The following is a 22,762-nucleotide window of genomic DNA, read 5'->3' as shown; positions in this document are numbered from 1 at the left end:
CCATGCAATATGAAACAGCTTTAAAGGCGATGACGCCTGAAATCTACGAAAGAATGTTAAGCGCAGTTGAAACTGGGCGTTGGCCTGACGGGCAGAAGCTTACAGATGCGCAGCGCGAGAATTCAATGCAGCTTGTAATGATGTATCAGAAGCATTACCTCGACCAAAAAGACCATTTTCAGATCAATAAAGACGGAGAGCTTGTAGTGAAGTCGAAACGCGACATGCGCCAAGAACTTCGTGATAAAGTGCTTGCTAAAGCACAGTCTGAAGAACTTTCCATTGCAAAATTTAATCAATCTTCAAAGAAGTAGGTTATTAAGTGTTTGAACAGAACTCCAGCATTTCACTATCTACGCTAGACGACTACAGTTCGCTAGCCTCGCAACTCAAATACCTAACTCAAGACGAACCCAATCTTATAGCTAACCTAGCAAATATTAGCGCAGTTCTTTTCGACGCCCTGAGCGACGTGAATTGGGTTGGTTTTTACCTTAAGGAAAAAGACCAAAACGAGCTAGTACTAGGTCCATTCCAAGGTAAGGTAGCGTGTGTTCGTATTCCATGGGGTAAAGGAGTATGTGGTACGGCTGCAGCTAAGAACGAAACACAGCATATCGACGATGTTCATGCGTTTCCTGGTCACATTGCGTGTGACTCAGCGAGCGAGAGTGAAGTGGTTATTCCTATTATGGTTGAAGGGCAGGTAGTTGCTGTTCTTGATATCGATAGTCCTAAGCTTTCTCGTTTCTCTGATGTGGATGTGCAAGGTTTAGAACTATTGAAACCTATACTTGAGAACCTAGTATGGCGATAGAAATGTTCGATATTCGGGGGTTTTTAGTGACCACCGGAGAAATGGAAAGTTTTGAAGAAGATGCGGAATACGCTGCCGATCAACTCAATGGCATGTTATTCTCGGCTTCTGATGAGATGTCGCAAAGCGAATTTTGGAATGCAGACAACGCTGAGGAATTTATTTCTGAGCTAGTGTCTGCATGGTTACAAGAGCCGTCACTTATTGAAAGTGACAGTGATGAACTCGATGACTATGTACGTCAAGTTATACGCCGCATAGAGCAGGAGCAAGACGGTGACGAATAAAGAAGAAGTAAAACAAGAAGAAAACTCGGCAAAGCTTCCAAATAGTAAGGAAGTTATTGCCTATTTAGCAGAGCAATTCCCTAAGTGCTTTACGCTAGAAGGGGAAGCAAAGCCTCTGAAAATAGGTATATTTGAAGACTTGGCGAGCCGTCTTGCGGAAGATGAAAAAGTAAGTAAAACCAGACTGCGTGTAGCTTTGCGTCAGTATACAAACTCATGGCGCTACCTTCGTTGTGTGAAACAAGGCGTTGAACGTGTGGACTTAGACGGTGGGAATGCGGGAACCGTAGAAACCGACCATGAAGAGCACGCTAAAGAAACGTTAGAAGCGTCGAAGGCAAAGGCGAACGCCAAGCGCAAAGAACAACAAAAAGACCAAGGTAAAGCGGCCAAGCCAGGCACTCGCAAACCTAAGCCGAAGAATAAGCCAAACGTACATAAACGTAAGCTTAGCTCGAAACCATCGGAAAAAGTTGTTGTCCAAACTGAAGCCGTGAAAGATTTGAGTCAATTAACTCAAGGTCAGAAGGTTCAAGTGAAATTCGGTAAGTCGCAAGTTTTTGCCACTGTAACGACAATTGATAAAACTGAAGCTCAAGTTCAACTAGACTCGGGTATGACGTTAAAGGTTTCAGTGAGCGACCTATACGAAGTTAAATAGGAGTAGTGATGGTGAAGAATTTAGTTCGCTTTTTAGGTATTGGTCTTAGCGCGCTTTCGCTAAGCGTGTATGCCGTTGATGCAAACTACAGTGTTGAGGATATTCCTCAGTTAGCACCTGAGTCACAACACGAAGTAGCAAGCAAGCGTATTTCATCGTACTTCACCCGATATCACTATGGCCGTGCAGAACTCACCCAAGAAATGGGTGAGCAAATTTTTGACCGCTATGTGGAGCAACTTGACTATAACAAGATGTTCCTCTTGCAAACCGATATAGAGCAATTCTCTGACCAACGCAGTCAATTTAACCGATTCGTCGAAAAAGGTGAGTTAGCTGTTGCGTTTGAAATGTACCAATTGCATTTAGAGCGCCGTATGCAGCGTTATGAATACGCGTTGTCTTTATTAGATGAAACGTTTAGTTTTGATCAGGAAGACGAACGTTTTTACTACGACCGTGAAGATGCAAGCTGGGCGACTAGTGAAGAAGAGCTCAATGAAATCTGGGATAAGCGTGTTCGCAGCGATGCGATTAACCTTGCGTTAGCCGGTCGCAGTGAAGAAGAGATTAAAGACAACTTAACTCGCCGCTACCAAACAGCATTACAGCGTATCGTTCAAGCTGAAAGCGAAGATGCTTTTCAAACGGTAATGAATGCTTTTGCACGTAGTGTAGACGCCCATACGAGCTATCTATCACCGCGCAACGCTGAGCGCTTCCAGCAAAATATGAATCTCTCATTAGAGGGAATCGGTGCCGTATTACAAGCCGAATATGATTACACCGTTATTCGTAGCTTGGTTCCGGGTGGTCCCGCTGACCGTTCTGGCGAAATAAGCCCTGAAGACAAGATTATTGCGGTAGCACAAGGCGACCAAGAGTTTGTCGATGTTATCGGTTGGCGTTTAGACGACGTAGTTGAACTTATTACTGGCCCGAAAGGCAGCGTAGTTCGTTTACAAATTTTGTCGGGTAGCCAGGGTAGTGCAGCGACGCCCAAAACAGTCGAAATAACACGCGAAGAAATTCGACTAGAAGACCGCGAAGCGAAGCTTGAAATTAAGACTGATGATAACCAGTCGACTGTAGGTGTTATCGAAATACCGGCTTTTTACAACAACTTAAGTGGTGATGTTCGCGAGCTGATTGCCGAAGCTAACGAAAGCAACGTTGAGGGATTGGTTATTGACCTACGCGGCAACGGTGGTGGTGCGCTTAATGAAGCCATTTACCTTACCGGTTTGTTCATTGACTCTGGACCTGTGGTTCAGGTTCGAGACAGCGCGGGCCGGGTAGATGTAAGTGAAGATCCCGATCCTAGTATTGTTTACGACGGTCCGTTAGTAGTTATGGTAGACCGTTATAGTGCGTCAGCATCAGAGATATTTGCCGCGGCAATTCAAGACTACGGGCGTGGAGTTATTGTTGGTGAGCAGACGTTTGGTAAGGGCACAGTACAACAGCATCGTGGTCTGCAGCGCCGATTCGACTTTTACTCTGAGCCTATGGGGAGCGTGCAATACACCATTGCTAAGTTTTACCGCGTAAATGGTGGCAGCACACAACACAAAGGCGTAGTTCCTGATATTGCCTTCCCTACACCGGTAGATCCTGAAGAGTTTGGTGAAAGCCAAGCTGACAACGCGTTACCATGGGACCAAATTGACTCTACAGAATACCAACGTCTTAATTTCTTTAACTCGGAAATTTTGAATCAATTAGCGTCGGCCCATGAGAGTCGTATTAACGAAGATCCTGAATTCGTGTACGTACTGGAAGACATTGAACGTTATAAAGAAGCTGAAGAACAAAACTATGTCAGCCTTGTTCTTGAAGAACGCCAGGCGGAAACTGAAGAGAATAAAGAAAGACGCTTAGCTCGGGCAAATGAGCGCATGCAAAGAGACGGTCTAGAACCTGTTGATGACATCGATGACGTGCCTGAGCAGTATTTCGAAACCGACCCATACCTACAAGAGACGGTGTCTATTGTTAGGGATTATATTCGGTTACTAGAAGCGAATAGCTGAAAAGCCAGCTAGAGTGTTTAAACAATGCCATTCACCCTTGTGAATGGCATTTTGCTTTCATTTCTATAATTATAAACTTTGAAAACCAGCGTAAAACATTAGGTTTGCGCGAAAAACTGGACTTTAGATATGACTGAAAACAAGAAGGCGCCGAATTATTTGCAAGCGCTCATTCCTCTTATCGGATTAATTTTAATGCTGGGTAGCTCGGTTTACCTATTTGGTGAAGACTCCTCTTATGGAGGAAACCAAATTGCATTGCTGTGTTCTGCTGCCATTGCTGCATTAATTAGTTTCAGAAACGGATATACCTGGCAAGAAGTAGAGCAGGGTATTGTTGACGGTATTTCTGTGGCGTTAGGTGCCGTGCTCATTATTCTTATGGTAGGTTCGTTAATAGGTACATGGCTCTTGTCGGGTATCGTTCCTGCCATGATTTATTATGGGTTAGAGATTCTTGACCCCTCATGGTTTTACGCTGCTTCCTGCGTAATCTGTGCCATTATTGCTCTTGCTATAGGTAGTTCTTGGACTACAGCAGCAACAATTGGTGTAGCTCTTATCGGCGTTGCCATGGGTATGGGTATGAGCGTTGAAATTACTGCAGGTGCGATCATTTCAGGGGCGTATTTTGGTGATAAAATGTCACCGTTGTCAGACACAACAAACTTGGCTCCAGCAGTAAGTGGTACAGAGCTATTTGCTCATATACGTTATATGAGCTGGACTTCTTTCCCAGCCATTATTTTGTCCGTCATACTCTTCACTATTTTAGGTTTCGGCGCAGAGTCAGCTGCCGACTTGTCTAAGCTAGAATCTATGCAAACCGAGCTGGCTACCATATTTAATATTTCACCCATTATTCTGTTCCCACTGCTTATATTATTTGCCCTCGCAATTATGAAAAAGCCGGCTTTACCTACTATTTTCATTGGTGCTTTAGTGGGTGCCGTATGGGCGGTTATTTTCCAACCCGATCTCATTCAAACACTGGCTAGGTCTGGCTCAAGTAGCATAGTCGGTGGCTTTGAAGTTGTATGGCTTGCTCTCGCAACCGGGGTTGAAATTAATGCCTCAAACGACGACTTAACGTCACTGATCAGTGGCGGCGGCATGGGAAGCATGGTGAATACCGTTTGGTTGATTATCAGCGCCATGACGTTTGGTGCGGTGATGGAAACTACAGGCCTGCTACAAAAGCTTATTGAGGGTATTTTGAAGTCAGTAAAAACTACTGGAAACCTTATTTTAAGTACTATTTTGACCGGTTTTGGTACCAACTTGCTTACCGCTGACCAGTACATGGCGATTGTATTGCCAGGGCGTATGTTTAGAAACGCTTATAAAAAACAAGGTTTAGACCCACGTGTTCTGTCGCGTTCATTGGAGTCTAGCGGCACAGTTACTTCAGCATTAATACCTTGGAACACATGCGGAGCGTACATGTTCTCAGTGCTAGGAGTTTATCCGTTAGCTTATGCTCCGTATGCATTCTTCTTGGTGATCGTTCCACTTCTAGCCATCATATATGGTTACACCAATTTTAAAATTTTACGTTTAGAGCCTGAACATCAATAGGAGCTTTGCAGTATGAAGTTAGGAAGTCCAGTTGCCCGCTATAGAAAAGATTATAAAGCGCCTGTCTTTTCTATTGAGGCGGTTGACCTAGTGGTAAATTTGCATGAAACGCGTACGCAAGTCGTTAACACTATGCAAATTCTTCGCCTTAGAGAGGACTCTAAACTTCAACTTGATGGGGAACACCTAACGCTAGTAAAGGTCGAGCTAGACGGGCAGTTGTTAGCGGAAGGCACGGACTATGAAGTTATCGAAGGTCAGCTGACTATTTTTGATTTTCCGCAACAGGGCGAACTGCGTGTTACTACGCTTCTCAACCCAGCGGCAAATACGGCTTTTGAAGGTTTATACAAAAGTGGTGACGCTTATTGCACACAGTGTGAAGCGGAAGGTTTCCGTCGAATCACTTACTTCTTAGACCGCCCAGATGTACTGTCGTTGTATACCACAACCATTGTGGCTGATAAGAATGAGTTTCCGCAATTGTTGGCAAATGGAAACTTAATCGATAAAGGTGAGAGCGAAGAGGGCAAACATTGGGTGAAGTGGCATGATCCGCATCCCAAACCGTGTTACTTGTTTGCTTTAGTTGCTGGGAACTTTGACTGCTTGCGTGACAACTATCGCACTATGGAAGGTCGTGACGTCGAATTAGAGCTGTACGTTGATAAAGGTAATCTTTCTAGGGCAGCTTTCGCCATGGAGTCGCTAAAAAACGCGATGATATGGGACGAAAAAAGGTTTGGATTAGCTTACGACTTAGACATTTATATGATTGTAGCAGTGGACTTTTTCAACATGGGAGCCATGGAAAATAAAGGCTTAAATATTTTCAATTCGAAATACGTGTTAGCTGACAAAGCCACCGCCACAGACCAAGACTTCCTCAACGTAGAATCTGTAATTGGACACGAGTACTTTCATAATTGGACTGGCAATAGAATTACCTGTCGCGATTGGTTCCAGCTTAGTTTAAAAGAAGGATTAACTGTATTTAGAGATCAAGAGTTTAGCTCTGATCGCGGTATGCGTGACGTTAATCGTATTCAAGACGCGCGTATTATGCGAACCCATCAGTTTGACGAAGACGCAAGCCCGATGGCGCATCCTATTCGCCCTGACCAAGTGATGGAAATGAATAATTTCTACACGGTTACGGTATATAACAAGGGTGCTGAAGTTATTCGTATGCTGCATACTTTATTAGGCGAAGAGGGTTTTCAACAAGGTATGCGCTTATACGTGGAACGTCACGATGGGCAAGCTGTCACTTGTGAAGACTTCGTATCTGCCATGGAAGATGCAAATAAGATTGATCTAAAGCAGTTTAGGCACTGGTATAGTCAAGCGGGTACGCCGGTAGTTTCAATTGCTACCGACTATGACAAAGACAGCGAAACCTTGACGGTTACGGCTAAACAAACAACGCCGGCGACTCCAGGGCAGAACGAAAAGCAGCCTTTCCACATTCCGATAAAATCTGAAATTTTCAGCAACGACGGAACACCTTTGAATGCCGAAGGTTGGCCGGAAGAAGGTGTGTTTGAGTTGAAAGCAGAAGAGCAAATTTGGACACTTAAAAATGTACCAGAAGGCTTTATCTTCGCTCCACTCGCGAATTTTTCGGCACCGATCAAAGTAAAATACGACAGCTCTGACAACCAGTCGTTTGCCGTTGCTGCGTTAGCAAAAGATCCATTTTTACGCTGGGATGCTGTGCAGCAAATCTATCTGACTTTAATTCATCGTTACATCGAAGCTGAAGATTTTGGTGAACTTTCTGAATTTGATAGCTTAATGCAAAGTATTTTGAACCATGCTGTTGAAGACCCGTCCATTTCTTCATTGTTGCTTCAATTGCCCTCTGAAGAGGCTGTCGCAAGCGACTTTGACATTATTCCAGTAGAGTCGATTCAACAGGCATTAACAACACTGAAAGCTTATATTTGTAATACATTTGGCCAACAGATGGAAAAGGTGTGGACGCAACTGTCGTTTGATGTAGAAAGTTTCGATAGCTTGGCGATTAGTCACCGTATGCTCGGCAATGTACTAGTGCAATATTTAGCGCTTTTAGATACGCAACAAACCACACACGCAATACAACACCAATTCGCGTTGCAAGAAAACATGACATTGTCGTTTGGTGCTTTGAGTGCCGCAGTGCAAGCGAACCATTCACACGCCGAAGTAATGCTGCGAGAATTTAGAGCGAAGTGGGCAAGTAACACGCTAGTTATGGACAAGTGGTTCTCCGTGCAGGCGTTAACAGGGCACGATTCTACAGTTGAAAATGTAGAGCGCCTGTTGAACGATGAATTATTTGATTGGAATAAACCGAATAGAGTGTATGCGTTGCTATCTACCTTTTCGCATAACCTAAGCCAATTGCATCGCGCGGATGGTGCCGGTTATCGCTTAATGGAGGCTGCTATTACAAGGTTGAACGATTCTAACCCTCAAGTGGCCTCTAGGCTTATTTCACCGCTGTTAAAGTGGCGTAGATTAGAAGAAGGGCGTTCAAAGCAGTTGCGAGGCGTTCTTGAACGGTTAAAAGAGCACCAGAATTTGTCGAAAGACTTGTTTGAAAAAGTAGAGAAGAGCCTAGCGGACGCATAGTCGCTTAATATGTGAAAATTTCATCATGCATGAATATTACTTTTCTATCGTTATGTCTGCGTTAGATGTAGAGCATTATTACTATGGCCAAGGCGGTAATTCAGTGGTGATTACCGCCGAAAATGGTTTACGCCTACAACTTGCTATACGACACATGGTTCCGTTTATTTCCCGTAACGGTATTCGAGGTCGTTTCAAGCTCTGCACCGACCAGAACCATAAGTTTGTTTCCCTAGAAAAAATTAGAGATTTTTAAATTCATTTATATTCATGGCTAAGTCGTTTTTACCGATAAAAATGGCAATTAAGTGAATGTTCATTCCATCCTTAATTAGACAATTAAAATAACTTGTCACACCAGCGGTTCTTACGTTGCATTTCTCGTTATAAAGTCCGAGAATAAAAGGACTTTGCACTTCTTCTTATACACAAGGATCAAACCATGGCATCGGTGAACAGTCAGCCCCCAGTCCTCCTTGAGAAAGTTTTTGAAGTTGTTCGAAACAAGTTGCCGAAAACAACGGCGGAACTTGTGGAAGAGTTTACAAAAAGACTTTATCGCAATGTTGCAAACGACGAGATTATTGGTCGTGACCACAGCAATATTTATGGGGCGGTTGTATCTTTATGGCATAGCTTTAACGACTACCACGCAGACAAGAAAGCTCAAATTCGTGTTTATAACCCGGAGGTTACGAAGCACGGCTGGGAGTCGCCCAACACAGTTATCGAAGTTATCCAAACAGACATGCCATTCATGGTTGATTCTGTGCGTATGGCATTGAATCGATTCGGTATTCAAGCGCACTTATTCTTGAATGCTCCACTGGCGCATAAACGCGACAAAGAGGGCAATATCGAGTCGATTGTCGAAGAAGGTAAAACGGATAAAAACGCGCAAACTGACACAGTTTTTCTTATTGAGATCGATCGTCAGTCTTCGACCGAAGATCTTAAGGCACTCAAAGATGAACTAACGTCGGTTATGAGCGAAGTGTATGCTGCAGTTACTGACTGGCAGCCCATGAAGAAAAAGCTGAAAGAAATCTCTCAGAGTTTAGATGAGCGGAACTTCCCAGGCTCTAAAACCGAATTAGAGCAGTCGAAAGCATTTTTGACGTGGCTTGCTAACGACAACTTCACGCTTATGGGTTATCGAAGCTATGTAGTAGACGCAGTAGAGGGTGACTATGAAGTACGCCAAGTAGAGGGTACTAGTCTAGGTTTAATGCGTAATACAGTTACCGATAAACCTCGACGCTTAGCCGATCTTCCGAAGCTTGCGCGCCATGCGGCATTAAGTAGTGACGAAATTCTATTGCTCACCAAAACGAATACCAAGTCGCGGGTTCATCGTCCGGCATATACCGACTACATCGGTATTAAGCGTTTCGACAAGAATGGTAACGTAATTGGTGAAGACCGTTTTATTGGACTTTATTCAGCGAGCTTCTATAACGACAGCGCCATGGATATTCCAATGGTACGAGAAAAGATTAAGTCTATTCTCGATAAGTCTAAATATGGGCCTACGTCTCACGCCAGTAAGGCGCTTCTGAATATTCTTCAAACCTACCCAAGAGACGAAATTGTTCAGTCGAAAGAAAGTGAATTGCTCGACATCGCGCTAGGTATTTTACAAATTCAAGAACGCGACATTACGCGCGTATTCTTGCGTAGAGATATTTTTGGGCGATTCATTACGGCAATGGTGTACGTGCCGAAAGAACGATACAACACAGCATTAAGACAACAAACACAACAAATTTTAGCGAGAACGCTTGGCGCAACCGGAGACGTAGACTTTACCACTTACTTCTCTGAATCAGCTTTGGCGCGCACGCAGTATTCAGTTCGCGTAACCGACAGTGGACAGGACATTAACGTGAAAGAATTAGAACAAAATTTAACTGAAGCATCGCGATCGTGGGAAGACAACTTAGAGAGTCAATTAGTTGCAGCTCACGGTGAAGCGAAGGCGCGCTCTATAGTGAAGCGTTACGCGCATGGTTTTCCACGCGCATATAAAGAAGATGTTTTACCTTCGGTGGCATTAGCGGATATCGCACAGCTAGAGGCATTAAACGACGAACATAAATTGGGCATGCTATTTTACCGCGCTCAAGAAGTTCAAGACGATTCGAATCGTGTGAAGTTGAAGCTTTTCCATAAAGACGAGCCGATTCACTTGTCTGATGTACTGCCGATGCTAGAAAACTTTGGTTTACGAGTTATCAATGAAAGCCCGTACCAAATTAAAACCCATGAAGGTAATGTTTTCTGGATCCTCGACTTCTTTATGGTGCATACGTCTGGGCCACTGGATTTAGAGAAAACTAGAGATAATTTCCAAGACGCTTTTGGTCGTGTCTGGACCGGTGACTACGAAGACGATGGCTTTAACCGTTTAGTTTTAGGCGCTGGAATGACAGGGCGTCACGTAATTATTTTGCGTATGTTCGCTAAATACATGCGTCAAATCGGGGTTACCTTCAGCCAAAGTTATATTGAAAGTGCGTTTACCCGTTACCCTAAAATCGGCAAGCTTTTGGTGAAATTGTTCTACACCAAGTTCGAGCCAGGTGTAAAAGGCGTAGAGAAGAAAATCGACGCTATTTTACAGCGTATTCAAACTGAATTAGACAACGTAGTGAGCCTAGATGACGACCGTATTATGGGTCGTTATGTAGACCTGATTAAGGCCGCGCTGCGCACTAACTTCTTCCAGAAAACGGAAGAAGGTATAGAGAAAAACTATATCTCTGTGAAATTTGCACCAGAGAATATTCCTGAAATGCCGTTACCGTTGCCAAAATACGAGATCTTCGTTTATTCGCCGCGCGTAGAGGGTGTTCACTTGCGTGGCGGTAAGGTTGCGCGTGGTGGTTTGCGTTGGTCCGACCGCCGTGAAGATTTCCGTACCGAAGTTTTAGGCTTGGTAAAAGCACAGCAGGTTAAAAATACCGTGATTGTTCCTGTTGGGGCAAAAGGTGGTTTTGTCTGTAAGCAGCTTCCTGAAGAACGCGACGAGATGTTTGCTGAAGGACAAGCTTGCTACAAAACCTTTATTCGCGGATTACTGGATATAACGGACAACATTCTTGAAGGTGAGGTTATTCCTGCTCGCGACGTCGTAGCTCATGACGAAGTCGATTATTACCTTGTGGTAGCGGCAGATAAAGGTACAGCGACGTTCTCAGACATCGCCAATGGTATCTCGGAAGAATATAACTTCTGGCTAGGTGATGCGTTTGCTTCTGGTGGTTCTGTAGGCTACGACCACAAGAAGATGGGTATTACCGCAAAAGGTGCGTGGGAATCTGTTAAACGCCACTTTAGAGAAATGGACATAGACTGCCAAACTACAGACTTCACCTGTGTCGCAATCGGTGACATGGCAGGGGATGTGTTCGGTAACGGTATGTTAGCGTCGAAGCACACCAAATTGGTGGGCGCATTCAACCATATGCATATTTTCATTGACCCAGACCCTGATCCGGCGAAGTCATATAAAGAACGTGAAAGATTATTTAACTTGCCGCGTTCTTCATGGACAGATTACGACACAAGTTTGATTAGTGAAGGTGGCGGCATTTTCAATCGCAGTGCGAAATCGATTGAATTGACCACTGAAATGAAAAAGCTGTTGGGTACACAGAAGCGCAGTATGACGCCTAACGAGTTAATTCGTGCATTGCTGCTGGCTGAAGTAGACCTCATTTGGAACGGTGGTATCGGTACCTATGTGAAGTCGACTAAAGAAACGGATATTGAAGTCGGCGACAGAGCAAACGATATGCTTCGTGTAAACGGTAAAGATCTGCGCACCAAGATTATTGGTGAAGGCGGAAACTTAGGTTTCACGCAACTTGGTCGTATTGAATATGCTTCACGCGGTGGCCGGGTGAATACGGACTTTATCGATAATGTGGGTGGCGTAGACTGCTCGGATAATGAAGTAAACATTAAGATTTTACTTAATGGTTTAGTTAACCAAGGTAAACTCACGCGCAAACAACGCGACCAGTTGTTGTACGACATGACCGACGATGTTTCACGCATTGTTTTAGAAGACTGTGCAAGACAAACACTCTCACTATCTGTGACGCAGCTGCGTGGTGCCGACCAAGTGAAGGAAATGCAGCGGTTTATTCATCATTTAGAACGCGAAGGTCAACTCGACAGAGCTCTAGAGTTCTTGCCTGATGATGATGAGCTTGCAGATCGCGTTGCTTCAGGTAAAGGCTTAACTCGTCCAGAACTGTCTGTTATTTCGGCTTATGGCAAAATGGTTTTGAAAGAATCATTAGCGATAGACGATATTGCGAAAGACCCGTTCCACGCGAAAGAGTTAGCGATGGCGTTCCCAGAGAAGCTAAGAGAGAAATTCTTGGCAGACATGGAAGAACACCCGCTACGTACTGAAATAATCGCAACCAAGTTAGCGAATAATATCGTGAACGATATGGGTCCTAACTTTGTTCAACGTAAACAAGAAGCTACAGGAGCTACAGTAGCGGAAGTTGCAGCGGCTTATATTATCTCTAGAGAAGTCTTTGACGCGCACAAGTTACGTGATCAGGTAGTGGCTTTGGATAATAAAGTGTCGGCAGACGTGCAGAACAGAATTCTGTTCCAAGTACGAAGAATGGTTCGTCGTACTACGCGCTGGTTCTTGCGTCATAAAAACCCTGCGTTTACTACGATTCAGGAAAATATCGATTTTTATAAGAAGGCGTTTGATGACTTAAGAAAGAACGCACTTTCTTACTTAAACGACAAAGAAGCGCAAGAGATTCAAAAAGAGATCGACGGATATACAGAGAAAGGTGTTCCGAAAAAGCTCGCAGAGCAGATTGGTCTTTTGAGTACTATTTTCTCGGCAATGGACATAGCGGAAATAGCAGAGAGTACTTCACAGAAAATCTCAACTGTTTCAGAGATTTACTTCCGCTTAGGTGCAGACATCCAACTGCATTGGTTCTTGCAACAAGTGAATGGGCAACCTGTAGCTAACCACTGGCAGGCGCTTGCACGAGCTGCATTCCGTGAGGAACTTGATTGGCAACAACGTTCACTTGCTACAACGGTGTTGAAGCTTTCTGACGAGACTAAAGATCCGAGTAAAATGCTTGAACTTTGGTACGAGAAGAACGACCAGTATGTTGATCGTTGGAAAACGATGCTAGCTGACTTTAAAACCACTAAAAGTCATGAATTTGCGAAGTTCTCTGTGGCACTTCGCGAACTCATGTTACTTAGCCATAATTGTGGTTCATAACTGATGCTGGGTTCTACTTATCCTCTTTTGCGTCGCTGGTTATTTACTCGCGACGCGGAAGAGTCTCACGATTTCGCATTGAAATGGTTGAGCAAGTTAGGGCAGTCCCATGCCGCATGGATGTTGAAGCAAAACGTCGAACAAAAGCCGGTTGAACTTATGGGAATTAAGTTCCCCAACCCAGTAGGTTTGGCCGCTGGCTTAGACAAAAACGCGAACGCTGTTGATGCCTTTGGAAAAATGGGGTTTGGCTTTGTAGAAGTCGGCACGGTTACTCCAAGGCCACAGCTTGGTAATCCGAAACCCCGTATGTTTAGGCTGCCTGAAGCTCATGCCATTATTAATCGCATGGGCTTTAACAATGGCGGTTTAGATCTCATGATGGCAAACCTTGAGCGCACTAAGTATAAGGGCGTACTCGGCATTAATATTGGTAAGAATAAAGACACACCAGAAAATAAAGGTGCGGAAGATTTTCGACTTTGTTTAGAACGTGTATACAGCAAAGCAAGTTACATTACCGTAAATGTCTCTTCGCCTAATACTCCTGGCCTTCGCGACATGCAGCATGGTGAACAGCTGGTTCATTTGCTGAAAACGGTTAAAGCAGAACAGGCAAAGCAGGCTGATATCCATCAGAAGTACGTACCTGTTGTTGTTAAGATCGCGCCAGATCTTTCAAAAGAAGCGGTATTTTCATTAGCTGACGTACTTTTAGAAGAAAAAATTGATGGTGTGATAGCAACCAATACAACTCTTGAGCGATCAGCCGTCGCACACTTGAATCATGCACAAGAAGCGGGTGGTTTGAGCGGACGTCCATTGCAAGAGCAAAGTGTTAATGTGATCTCTTGGTTGCGCGAACATTGTGGGAAAGATTTTCCGATTATTGGCGTGGGTGGGATTGAAGATCCAGTAACAGCTGCCGATAAGTTCAATGCAGGCGCAAACCTAATCCAGCTATATACTGGGTTTATATATCAGGGACCTTCATTGATTCCTAGAATTATCAATTCTTTAGGGAAATGATTGCCTGTAGATTCAGAAACAAGTAAAGTATTGGTAAACAACAATAAGAGATGTTTTCATGCAGTCTTGGCACTGGCGCTATAACAAAGAGCAGGAAGAGCTTTCTATAGAAATGGACGGTGGGGTTACACAAGCCCTAGAATATCGCCGTAAGCATTTGCGCCCAGACATGCCTGAATCAGCAAGTTTCTCAATGGAAGATGCGGAACTTTTCTCTAAGCTTCAAAACTATCAAGAAGACCACAGCCCGTTAGCGGCCTCAGAACAATTTTTAATTGCGCTTCATGGCGCCGCTATAAAACGTGCGGGCAAAGCGCTTATGCCGCAAAGTTGGCATTTTCAAACGGGTGTGATTGAGCCTTGGCCGGAAGACCACTTATTTTGTGCGTTAAACTCTGGTTTCGCTAAAGGTTGTTTTCTAATTATCGACCAGGACGACCGCACAGCATTATGTATGCTTGTAGACTCAAGTTTTGAAGTTGCAAGTACTAAAGTAATGCGCCGCTATGAAGTTATTCGTGTCTTAAAAGATCGGTTGTTAAGCCATGAATACCACGCGGTAGAAAAGCCAAGCGATCATTGGCAGCAATTTGCATAAGCTCGTTTTACGCTACCTTTAAAGAATTCACTCCCTTAATTTTCACGCTACCTTTTAAAGCAGTGGGCTTAAGAAATAGCACAGCCTTTCTACTATTTTGTTCAGCTTGTTTCGTTTGTACCAATGATCAGGAACAACACGTTCACTTTGTTCTAGGTAGTTGTTTAACAACGATTCTATTTGCGCACAGCTCTTGTCGTCATGAAGTGCAAACGTGAGCTCAAAGTTGAGTTGAAAACTTCTCGCGTCCAAGTTTACGCTGCCCACAAGCGCGAAATCACCGTCGATTAAAATGGCTTTGGTATGCAGTAAACCTGTTTTGAATAAGTGAATTTCCCCACCATTTTTTAGAAACTCCTCATAAAAGGAACGACTCGCCCAGCCTGCTAAGCGCGAGTCACACTTTTGCGGCACAACGAGTGTAACTTTGACACCTCGTTGAAGTGCATGACAAAGCGCATCGAATATAGCTTCTGAAGGAACAAAGTAGGGCGTACTTAATATGACATTTTGTTTAGCGCGATAGATAGTGACAAGCAACACCTGGCTAATCACATCTCGGCCGATATCAGGTCCTGATGGAACGATCGTTAAATAGTCGTCAGTATGCTCTAACGCTTTAGATAAAACCGGAAAACGGCGTTCACCTGTTTCTATTTCCCAATCCCAAGAGAATACTTTTGATACACCGAATGCAGCAGCCCCATTAAACTGAATAACCATGTCAATCCATGGACCGACTTGTCTGCCTATATTGAAGTATTTGGGATCAGCCATATTCATTGAGCCACTAAACGCGGTATGGTTGTCGATGATAAGTAACTTCCGATGCATTCTTAAATCGACTCGACGAAATATGTTCCGCCATAAAGACACTGGAAGAGCTGAAATAATCTCAACCCCAGCTTCTTCCATGCGTTTTAAATCTTTATGCCACATAAAAAAACGCCAGCTTCCTGCATGGTCAATTAAGAGTTCGACTTTTACGCCTCTCTCTCGTGCTGCTATTAGTGCGTCTGCAACCTCTACTACACGACCTTTGGCATACCAAATATAAAACGCAGCACGAATACTGTGTTGTGCGTTGTTTATTTCATGAATCCAAATATTAAAAATCTCTTCGGGCTCACTTAGCACTTTCAAGTCGTGGTAACAGAATCCACCGGTGCCCAAGTGCCGACTCATGATGTCGTATACCGCTTGGGCGATGGGTAAAGTAGGGCGCGAAGGGCTGTGACCTTTAAGTTGGGAAGTAAGGTTTGATAAAAACGGCTCTCTTATTTTTAATGCCCGCTCTGCCCGACGGGCTCCAAGCTGTATTTCACCAAAAAACAAATACAAAAGAACGCCAAATAGAGGCACAAGAACAATAATGAGAATCCAAGCTAACGAAGAACTAACGCTAGAGCGCTTTCTAAAGACTACGCGTAACAGTACTGAGGCAATGAACAGCCAGTATAAATAGAGCCCGAAATCGCTGAAAGCCAAAAATTTTCCTAGAGTAAAGTGTTTGAATTAATATAACGACTACTAGGATATTCGGCAATAAAGAAAGGGGAAAGAATCGGACTTTAGGAAAATGGTTGCGGGGGCAGGATTTGAACCTACGACCTTCGGGTTATGAGCCCGACGAGCTACCAGACTGCTCCACCCCGCGTCCGAGGATGCGAACTATAGGTGAGTGGCATCGATAAGGCAAGCATTGATTCAAAAAAACGTATCGTTCGCTGTTTTTTTGTTCAAACCCAATAAGAATCAGACGATTTGCAGACAGCTAAAGTGTTTCTGCGTATAATTTGTCGAAACTTTTAAGGAAACGCTTTTTATGCTCTCTTTGTACATATCCTGTGCTCACGGCCTCGAAGAACTCTTAGTCGAGGAGCTTGCCGAACATAGCTTCTCTGACTTAAAAAGAACTCATGGTGGTGTTTATTTAAAAGCTGAGCGCAATGCGATGTATCAAATGATGATGCACCTTAGAACAGCTAGCCGCATTTATCTCTACTTAGAACAATTTGAAGTACATGATCGGAACTCATTATTAAAAGCCGCGCAGTCGGTTGATTGGAAAAAGTATGTTTCGCCGGACGCTGACTTTGTTGTTCGCTTTCAAGGCACGAGCAAACAACTTCGACATTCAGGATTTTCCGCTCAAATTATTAAAGACGGATATATAGATTATTGGCGCGAATACGGAGCTCGACCGAATGTATCCAAAGACAACCCTGAACTAACGCTTTATGTAACGCTTTCTAAATCTCAAGCGGATTTTTATATCGACTTAAGCGGCCGTGGAATGCATGAGCGTGGTTATAGAACTGCCACAGGGCCTGCTCCAATTCGTGAAAACCTTGCCGCAGCTATTTCCATGCGTGTACTGAATCAGGTAAACCTAGCAGAACTAGACGTTGTGTTTGACCCGTTTTGCGGCAGTGGAACTCTACTGATTGAAAGCGCCATGATCGCTACTCAGTGTGCACCCGGTATAATTCGTGACAGTTACGGTTGGAATGGCTGGTTAGCGCACGACGAATCTGCGTGGCAAGAGGTTGTGGTTGCGGCACAGAATCGTTTTAACGATGGGTTAGCGAACTGCAAGACACGATTCGTGGGTAACGACATTGATCCAAGAGTCCTTGGGTATGCAGACCAAGCTATCCACGCTCTAGGTCTAGAGTCTTTGTTCGAATTCAACGCTGGAGATGCAAACAAAGACTCTACGTATGAGAATGTTTCTCAGTGTGAAAATGGGGTTTTAATTTGTAACCCTCCCTATGGTGAACGGTTAGAGTCGCCTCTCGCAGCGAGACAGATATTCACAGGACTCGGAGCACAGATAGCAAAACTTCCTGAAGGTTGGAAAGCAGGAATATTAGCGCCAGACGACACGACACTTAAGGCGCTTAAGCTCACTAGTCATAAAAAATACTCCCTTAAGAATGGTCCAATCGACATAAAATTGGGTCTTTATTTATTAGCCGGGCAAAAGCAGTTTTCGTCGCGTAGCAACAGCGACATAGCTAACCGCCTTTTAAAGAACTGGCAGACTAAGAAAAAGTGGGCGGGTAAAGAGGGCGTAGATGCGTTCAGAGTCTATGACGCAGACTTACCCGATTACAACGCCGCTATCGATTTTTATGCTGACCACTGGGTTATTCAAGAGTACCAAGCACCGAAGTCTGTTCCTGAAGGCAAAGCAGAAGGGCGTTGGTGGGACCTGGTTGACACTGTTTTAGATGTGCTTCCGGTTGATCCTGAGAAGATCTATTTAAAGCAAAGGAAGCGACAAAAGGGTATTGCGCAATATACTTCATCTACGGATGAAGAAGCGGTTCGTTTTGTAAGTCATGAATATAATGCTCAATTTTGGGTGAATTTAACGCAATACTTAGACACCGGACTATTCCTCGATCACCGGGTTGTGCGGCGTGATATTCAGAAGCGTGCCGAAGGTAAGCGCGTTTTAAATTTATTTGCTTATACTGGCGCTGCTTCTGTGCATGCAGCACTAGGAGGCGCGCAAAAAGTCACTACGGTCGATTTGTCTAAAACCTATTTAAACTGGGCAAAAGATAACTTCAGGCTGAACCATGTCACGATTGATAAGCATGACTTTATTCATGCAGACTGTAACGCATGGTTAGAAGAGGCCGCAGAGTCTGACGAGACTTGGGATTTGATTTTTTTAGACCCGCCGACGTTTTCGAACTCTAAACGGATGGAAGGGCATTTCGATGTTCAGGCGGATTACCTCAACCTGCTTTCGCTTGCGAAACGCTGCTTAAGCCCTGAAGGTATAGTTATTTTTTCGACTAATATGAGAAAGTTTAAGTTCGACGAGTCGGCCGTTTCAGAGCTCGGCTTTCGTATAGAGAATAAAACTGACGCTTCGATTCCATTCGACTTTAAGAAACAGCGCGCTATTCATTACTGTTGGTACTTGTTCAATGAATGATTTTTACCTGCTGATTAGCGACAACTGCCCTCTATGCAAGCTAGCGATACAGCAAATTCATAGTCAAGAGCTAGAAGAGCCTATCGCGTTGCATATGGTCGATATTCATAGCGATCCGGAGTTAGTTAAGGAATATGGTGCGCTTGTGCCTGTGTTGGTTCGAGAAAAAGACGACCAAGAAATGAAATGGCCATTTGAACCAACTGAATTGAAGGAATTTTTAAGTTTATGAGTGCTTTGGTACGCATGCAAAACGCTCAATTAGCATTCGGTCATGCCCCGTTGCTTGACCATGCTGAATTGGTTATAGAGTCGGGTGAACGGCTTTGTATCGTGGGTAGAAACGGTGCAGGTAAATCGACTCTGCTCAAAGTAATTTATAAAGAAGTTCAGCTCGACGACGGACAATTGCATTGGGAAAACGACACCCGAGTAGCAATGTTGCCCCAAGATCCACCAGCTAGGTCAGATAAGACTGTATTTACCTATGTAGCAGAGTCATTTACTGATGCTTATACCTTGTTAGAACAGTATGAAGAGCTTTCTCAGCGTCTCATCAACGAGAGTGACAACGCCAAACTCTTAGAGCAACTGTCTCGCGTACAAGAGAAGTTAGATGCTGTTGGCGGATGGGAATTACAACAGAGAATAGAGAGCACATTAACTCAACTGCAACTGGACCCTCATACGCAATTGAGCGCGCTTTCTGGTGGGTGGTTAAGACGCGTTGCAATGGCTCGTGCATTTGTTACCGATCCTGATGTGCTGCTATTGGACGAGCCAACCAACCATTTAGATATTGAAACTGTTCAATGGCTAGAAAAGGTCATTAAGAACTTCAAAGGCGCAATTGTATTTATCAGTCACGACCGTGCTTTTATTCGCTCTTTAGCCACCAGAATCATTGATGTCGATAGGGGAGTATTGCGCTCTTATCCTGGTAGTTACGATACCTACCTAGCGACTAAAGAGCACGAGCTAGAGGTAGAAGAAGCCCAAAACGCTGAGTTTGATAAAAAACTGGCTCAGGAAGAAGCTTGGGTGCGCCAAGGTATTAAAGCTCGCCGTACACGAAACGAAGGCCGTGTAAGAGCACTTAAGAAACTCCGCCAAGAAAGAGCTGAGCGAAGAAGTAAACAAGGGCAGGTAGCGTTCAGCGCGGGCTCTTCTGAAAAGTCAGGCAAAATTGTTTGGAAATGCGAACATTTAGGCTATCAAATTGAAGATAAACGCTTAATTAATGACTTAACACTGAACATACAACGCGGAGATAAAATTGCTCTAGTGGGTCCAAACGGAATTGGGAAAAGTACCTTATTGCAATTAATACTTGGGAACATTAAGCCCACAGAGGGCAAGTGTGAGCAAGGGACTAAAATAAAAGTTGCTTACTATGATCAGCATAGAGCGGCGTTAGACCCGGAAATGTCGGTTGCTGACAATGTCAGTGAGGGTAAGCAGGAGGTTGTTCATCAAGGACGAACTCGTCATATTTATAGCTACTTACAAGACTTCCTATTTACGCCACTACAAGCACGCGCCCCGTTAAAGTCGTTTAGTGGAGGAGAGCGGAATAGGGTCTTATTAGCAAAAATCTTGCTCTCTGACAGCAATCTATTGATATTGGATGAACCGACCAACGACCTCGATGTTGAAACTCTTGAATTATTAGAGTCTCTAGTTGTGTCTTATGACGGTACCGTGCTGGTGGTAAGCCACGACCGAGAGTTTATAGATAATACAGTGTCGACAGTTGTGCTCTTTGAGGGTGACGGAGTTCTCACTGAAATAGTGGGTGGCTTTCATGAAGTTAGACAGTACCTTGAGCACAAGTCAAAAAATAACAAGAATACGGAAAAAGAAACTCCTGCTAAGGGAACTAATACAGACAATACAAAGTCTGACAAAACCGATACTTTAGCTCAACCGCGGAAAAAGCTATCATACAAGCTGCAACGGGAGTTAGAGCAATTACCTGGGATTATAGAGCAGTTGGAAACAGAGCTTTCACAACGCCATGAGCAGGTAAGTAAACCGAATTTTTTTAATCAGGAACCAAGTGAAACGCAGCCTATACTCGACTCGATTACAGAGATTGAGAAAAAACTCGATGAGGCTATAGAGCGTTGGGATGAACTTGAACAATTACAGGGTTAATAATGCAATTTAATAAGAAGTCTGCAGCCATTGCTATCGCGGCAATTCTTTCTGGGGTCAGCGCCAGTGCACATGCAAATCAAGGTTACGAGATAGTTGAAGTTGGAACCCTACCTACCGCATTCTCAAGCGTAGGAACGGATATTAACGATTCAGGTGTAGTCACAGGCTATGGCTACGATATTCTAAATCAACCTATACGCGTTGACTTGTTAGATACCGAGGCAGACATTTTTGCGGGTATCGAAGATTTCAATAACCTAACCGCTGGTGAGTACAGATTCCTAAGAAACTATTTGTTGACCACCGGCGGCGCGATTAATAACCCTACATTCCAAAAAATAAGAATTGCTGAGGGTTTTACCTTTGACGGCAACTTTATGTCGTTAAATGATGTCTTCGATGAAATTGAGCCAAATACAGGTACATTGTCTTACAGTAACTCATTCTATCCTCAGAACATTGATAATTCAGGGAATACCATTGGAACAACTCAAGCTCCTTTCATACAGCAGTTGGGCCAAACAGCACAAGGTGACGAAGTAGAATACTTTACACCCGCTCGTTTAATGTCTGGTTATTGGAGCAATGGTGCATCGATTACCTATTTAACTGGTGCAGACGATTTGATTTTTGGTGGCGTGTCTAGAGCTTCTGCAATGAACGACTCAGGTCAAATTGTGGGTTTTGCAGGTTTAACCAATCGTACGTCATTGCAACTCGCTTACGAAGACTGTATTGCTGAGGAAGTTGAGAACAACAACGGTGATCTTGTTCCCAACGATCAGATTCCACTAGGTGCATGTATCTATCGTGTTTGGGCAGCGGCTGAATATAATGGCTCGTACCGTGTTCCTCTATATAACGAACAAGCCTACATGTGGCAAGTAGATGCAAACGGCAACGTGCTATCAAAGCAGGCGTTAGGTGTTACTTTTGAAGTTCCTGAAGACTCAACAGGTTTTGTGCGTAGCCATGCGTTAGATATAAACAACAATGGCGTTGCCGTTGGTTATACTGACTTCCGTGAAGGAGACAACCTGAGCAATTTCGCAGATATTTATACTGCAGACGGGGCACAGCAAATCTTTCCTGAAGACGCAGACGGCTATGGTCAAAGTCAGGCATTGTTAATTAATGACAACGGTTATATTGCTGGTTTGTCTTCATTGATTGTTGGCACAGGCTATGCGTCTAGAATGTTTATCACGACAGTAGACGAAGCAGGACAAGCTGACGGTGTTGTTTATCCAGACGGATTCTTCGCAGATTCAGAATGGGTTCCACGTGACATTAACAACCAAAACCAAATTGTGGGTCGCGCTGAAACAGAAGAGCAAACTTCACAAGGCCGCACTAGTGGTTTCCTATACGACATCGAGTTAGACGTAGTTACTGACCTGAACGATGTACTTCCTTGTGACAGTGGTTATCGAATTATTGAAGCAAAAGCGATTAACGAACAGGGTGAAATTTTGGTTATCGCCATGACAAACCATGAGACCACTGTTGACGGACGTGACTTTGAAGGTGATTCTGTGCAAGCGTTAGTATTGCGACCTAGTGATACCGCAACACCGTGTGATGATGGTGATGATTTACAGAAACGTGAAGGCGCCTCTGCTTCGCCAATTCAATTAGGGTTTTTAGCGTTGGTAAGTGTATTTGCCTTTATTACACGTCGTAAGAAATTAAAAATTAAATAGTACTTTTTGTTCTAAATAAAAAACTAGCGTGATCTCAACTT

General features: G+C 43.9%; 16 protein-coding genes and 1 tRNA gene. 15 read left to right on the top strand and 2 right to left on the bottom strand.

What is annotated here, in order from left to right; translation table 11 throughout:
- The first annotated feature begins 2 nt into the window (after nt 1-2).
- The 11 genes from EYQ95_RS03180 (at nt 3) to EYQ95_RS03130 (ending at nt 14,903) form a co-directional block, all read left to right on the top strand.
- Nucleotides 3-314, top strand: a complete 312-nt coding sequence (locus EYQ95_RS03180) for a YeaC family protein (protein WP_111914146.1) — start codon at nt 3-5, stop codon at nt 312-314.
- 8 nt (nt 315-322) lie between these two features.
- Nucleotides 323-817 (top strand): GAF domain-containing protein, encoded by a 495-nt coding sequence (locus tag EYQ95_RS03175; protein ID WP_111914147.1) that lies wholly within the window; start codon nt 323-325, stop codon nt 815-817.
- On the top strand, nt 808-1,104 hold the full coding sequence (locus tag EYQ95_RS03170; RefSeq protein ID WP_126266326.1) for a hypothetical protein: 297 nt from the start codon (nt 808-810) through the stop codon (nt 1,102-1,104). The genes EYQ95_RS03175 and EYQ95_RS03170 overlap by 10 nt, the downstream gene beginning before the upstream one ends.
- On the top strand, nt 1,094-1,765 hold the full coding sequence (gene proQ / locus EYQ95_RS03165) for an RNA chaperone ProQ (RefSeq protein WP_111914149.1): 672 nt from the start codon (nt 1,094-1,096) through the stop codon (nt 1,763-1,765). Before EYQ95_RS03170 ends, proQ begins: the two co-directional genes overlap by 11 nt.
- 8 nt (nt 1,766-1,773) lie before the next feature.
- The gene (prc, locus tag EYQ95_RS03160) at nt 1,774-3,798 is read left to right on the top strand and encodes a carboxy terminal-processing peptidase (protein ID WP_111914150.1); all 2,025 of its coding nucleotides are present in this window, start codon (nt 1,774-1,776) and stop codon (nt 3,796-3,798) included.
- 129 nt (nt 3,799-3,927) lie between these two features.
- Nucleotides 3,928-5,376, top strand: coding sequence for a Na+/H+ antiporter NhaC (gene nhaC / locus EYQ95_RS03155; RefSeq protein ID WP_111914151.1), 1,449 nt, complete (start codon nt 3,928-3,930; stop codon nt 5,374-5,376).
- Between the two features lie 12 nt (nt 5,377-5,388).
- Complete coding sequence (gene pepN, locus EYQ95_RS03150) at nt 5,389-7,995, top strand: aminopeptidase N (RefSeq protein ID WP_111914152.1); 2,607 nt, start codon at nt 5,389-5,391, stop codon at nt 7,993-7,995.
- Between the two features lie 25 nt (nt 7,996-8,020).
- Nucleotides 8,021-8,251: a DUF2835 family protein gene (locus EYQ95_RS03145; RefSeq protein WP_111914153.1), complete on the top strand. Its 231-nt coding sequence runs from the start codon at nt 8,021-8,023 to the stop codon at nt 8,249-8,251.
- A gap of 186 nt (nt 8,252-8,437) precedes the next feature.
- Complete coding sequence (locus EYQ95_RS03140) at nt 8,438-13,276, top strand: NAD-glutamate dehydrogenase (RefSeq protein ID WP_111914154.1); 4,839 nt, start codon at nt 8,438-8,440, stop codon at nt 13,274-13,276.
- 3 nt (nt 13,277-13,279) lie between these two features.
- A complete protein-coding gene (locus EYQ95_RS03135; protein WP_111914155.1) occupies nt 13,280-14,305 on the top strand; it encodes a quinone-dependent dihydroorotate dehydrogenase in 1,026 nt (341 codons plus the stop codon).
- A gap of 58 nt (nt 14,306-14,363) precedes the next feature.
- A complete protein-coding gene (locus tag EYQ95_RS03130; RefSeq protein ID WP_111914156.1) occupies nt 14,364-14,903 on the top strand; it encodes a cell division protein ZapC domain-containing protein in 540 nt (179 codons plus the stop codon).
- A 54-nt stretch (nt 14,904-14,957) separates the two neighbouring features.
- Here EYQ95_RS03130 and cls read toward each other — a convergent pair whose 3' ends face one another.
- Nucleotides 14,958-16,391 carry a cardiolipin synthase gene (cls, locus tag EYQ95_RS03125; RefSeq protein ID WP_111914157.1) on the bottom strand — a complete coding sequence of 478 codons (1,434 nt, stop codon included), beginning with the start codon at nt 16,389-16,391 and terminating at the stop codon, nt 14,958-14,960.
- Nucleotides 16,392-16,483: 92 nt separating this feature from the next.
- Nucleotides 16,484-16,560: transfer RNA gene (locus EYQ95_RS03120), tRNA-Met, on the bottom strand.
- A 168-nt stretch (nt 16,561-16,728) separates the two neighbouring features.
- On the opposite strand from EYQ95_RS03120, the gene rlmKL reads away from it, so the two are divergent.
- Genes rlmKL through EYQ95_RS03100 form a run of 4 tightly spaced genes read left to right on the top strand, consistent with a single transcriptional unit; the run spans nt 16,729 to nt 22,721 of the window.
- Nucleotides 16,729-18,858 carry a bifunctional 23S rRNA (guanine(2069)-N(7))-methyltransferase RlmK/23S rRNA (guanine(2445)-N(2))-methyltransferase RlmL gene (gene rlmKL, locus EYQ95_RS03115; protein WP_111914158.1) on the top strand — a complete coding sequence of 710 codons (2,130 nt, stop codon included), beginning with the start codon at nt 16,729-16,731 and terminating at the stop codon, nt 18,856-18,858.
- Complete coding sequence (locus EYQ95_RS03110) at nt 18,851-19,090, top strand: glutaredoxin family protein (protein WP_111914159.1); 240 nt, start codon at nt 18,851-18,853, stop codon at nt 19,088-19,090. The genes rlmKL and EYQ95_RS03110 overlap by 8 nt, the downstream gene beginning before the upstream one ends.
- A complete protein-coding gene (locus tag EYQ95_RS03105; protein ID WP_111914160.1) occupies nt 19,087-21,015 on the top strand; it encodes an ATP-binding cassette domain-containing protein in 1,929 nt (642 codons plus the stop codon). The genes EYQ95_RS03110 and EYQ95_RS03105 overlap by 4 nt, the downstream gene beginning before the upstream one ends.
- 2 nt (nt 21,016-21,017) lie before the next feature.
- Nucleotides 21,018-22,721: a DUF3466 family protein gene (locus tag EYQ95_RS03100; RefSeq protein ID WP_111914161.1), complete on the top strand. Its 1,704-nt coding sequence runs from the start codon at nt 21,018-21,020 to the stop codon at nt 22,719-22,721.
- Nucleotides 22,722-22,762: the final 41 nt, after the last annotated feature.

Source organism: Lysobacter sp. N42 (assembly GCF_004344885.1).
This window is presented reverse-complemented; position numbering and strand designations above follow the sequence as displayed.

Excerpts from the sequence above, each read along its gene's own strand:
- EYQ95_RS03180 (WP_111914146.1), top strand. The coding sequence starts at position 3 with ATGCAATATGAAACAGCTTTAAAGGCGATGACGCCTGAAATCTACGAA.
- EYQ95_RS03170 (WP_126266326.1), top strand. The coding sequence starts at position 808 with ATGGCGATAGAAATGTTCGATATTCGGGGGTTTTTAGTGACCACCGGA.
- prc (WP_111914150.1), top strand. The coding sequence starts at position 1,774 with ATGGTGAAGAATTTAGTTCGCTTTTTAGGTATTGGTCTTAGCGCGCTT.
- nhaC (WP_111914151.1), top strand. The coding sequence starts at position 3,928 with ATGACTGAAAACAAGAAGGCGCCGAATTATTTGCAAGCGCTCATTCCT.
- pepN (WP_111914152.1), top strand. The coding sequence starts at position 5,389 with ATGAAGTTAGGAAGTCCAGTTGCCCGCTATAGAAAAGATTATAAAGCG.
- EYQ95_RS03145 (WP_111914153.1), top strand. The coding sequence starts at position 8,021 with ATGCATGAATATTACTTTTCTATCGTTATGTCTGCGTTAGATGTAGAG.
- EYQ95_RS03140 (WP_111914154.1), top strand. The coding sequence starts at position 8,438 with ATGGCATCGGTGAACAGTCAGCCCCCAGTCCTCCTTGAGAAAGTTTTT.
- EYQ95_RS03135 (WP_111914155.1), top strand. The coding sequence starts at position 13,280 with ATGCTGGGTTCTACTTATCCTCTTTTGCGTCGCTGGTTATTTACTCGC.
- EYQ95_RS03130 (WP_111914156.1), top strand. The coding sequence starts at position 14,364 with ATGCAGTCTTGGCACTGGCGCTATAACAAAGAGCAGGAAGAGCTTTCT.
- rlmKL (WP_111914158.1), top strand. The coding sequence starts at position 16,729 with ATGCTCTCTTTGTACATATCCTGTGCTCACGGCCTCGAAGAACTCTTA.
- EYQ95_RS03110 (WP_111914159.1), top strand. The coding sequence starts at position 18,851 with ATGAATGATTTTTACCTGCTGATTAGCGACAACTGCCCTCTATGCAAG.
- EYQ95_RS03105 (WP_111914160.1), top strand. The coding sequence starts at position 19,087 with ATGAGTGCTTTGGTACGCATGCAAAACGCTCAATTAGCATTCGGTCAT.
- EYQ95_RS03100 (WP_111914161.1), top strand. The coding sequence starts at position 21,018 with ATGCAATTTAATAAGAAGTCTGCAGCCATTGCTATCGCGGCAATTCTT.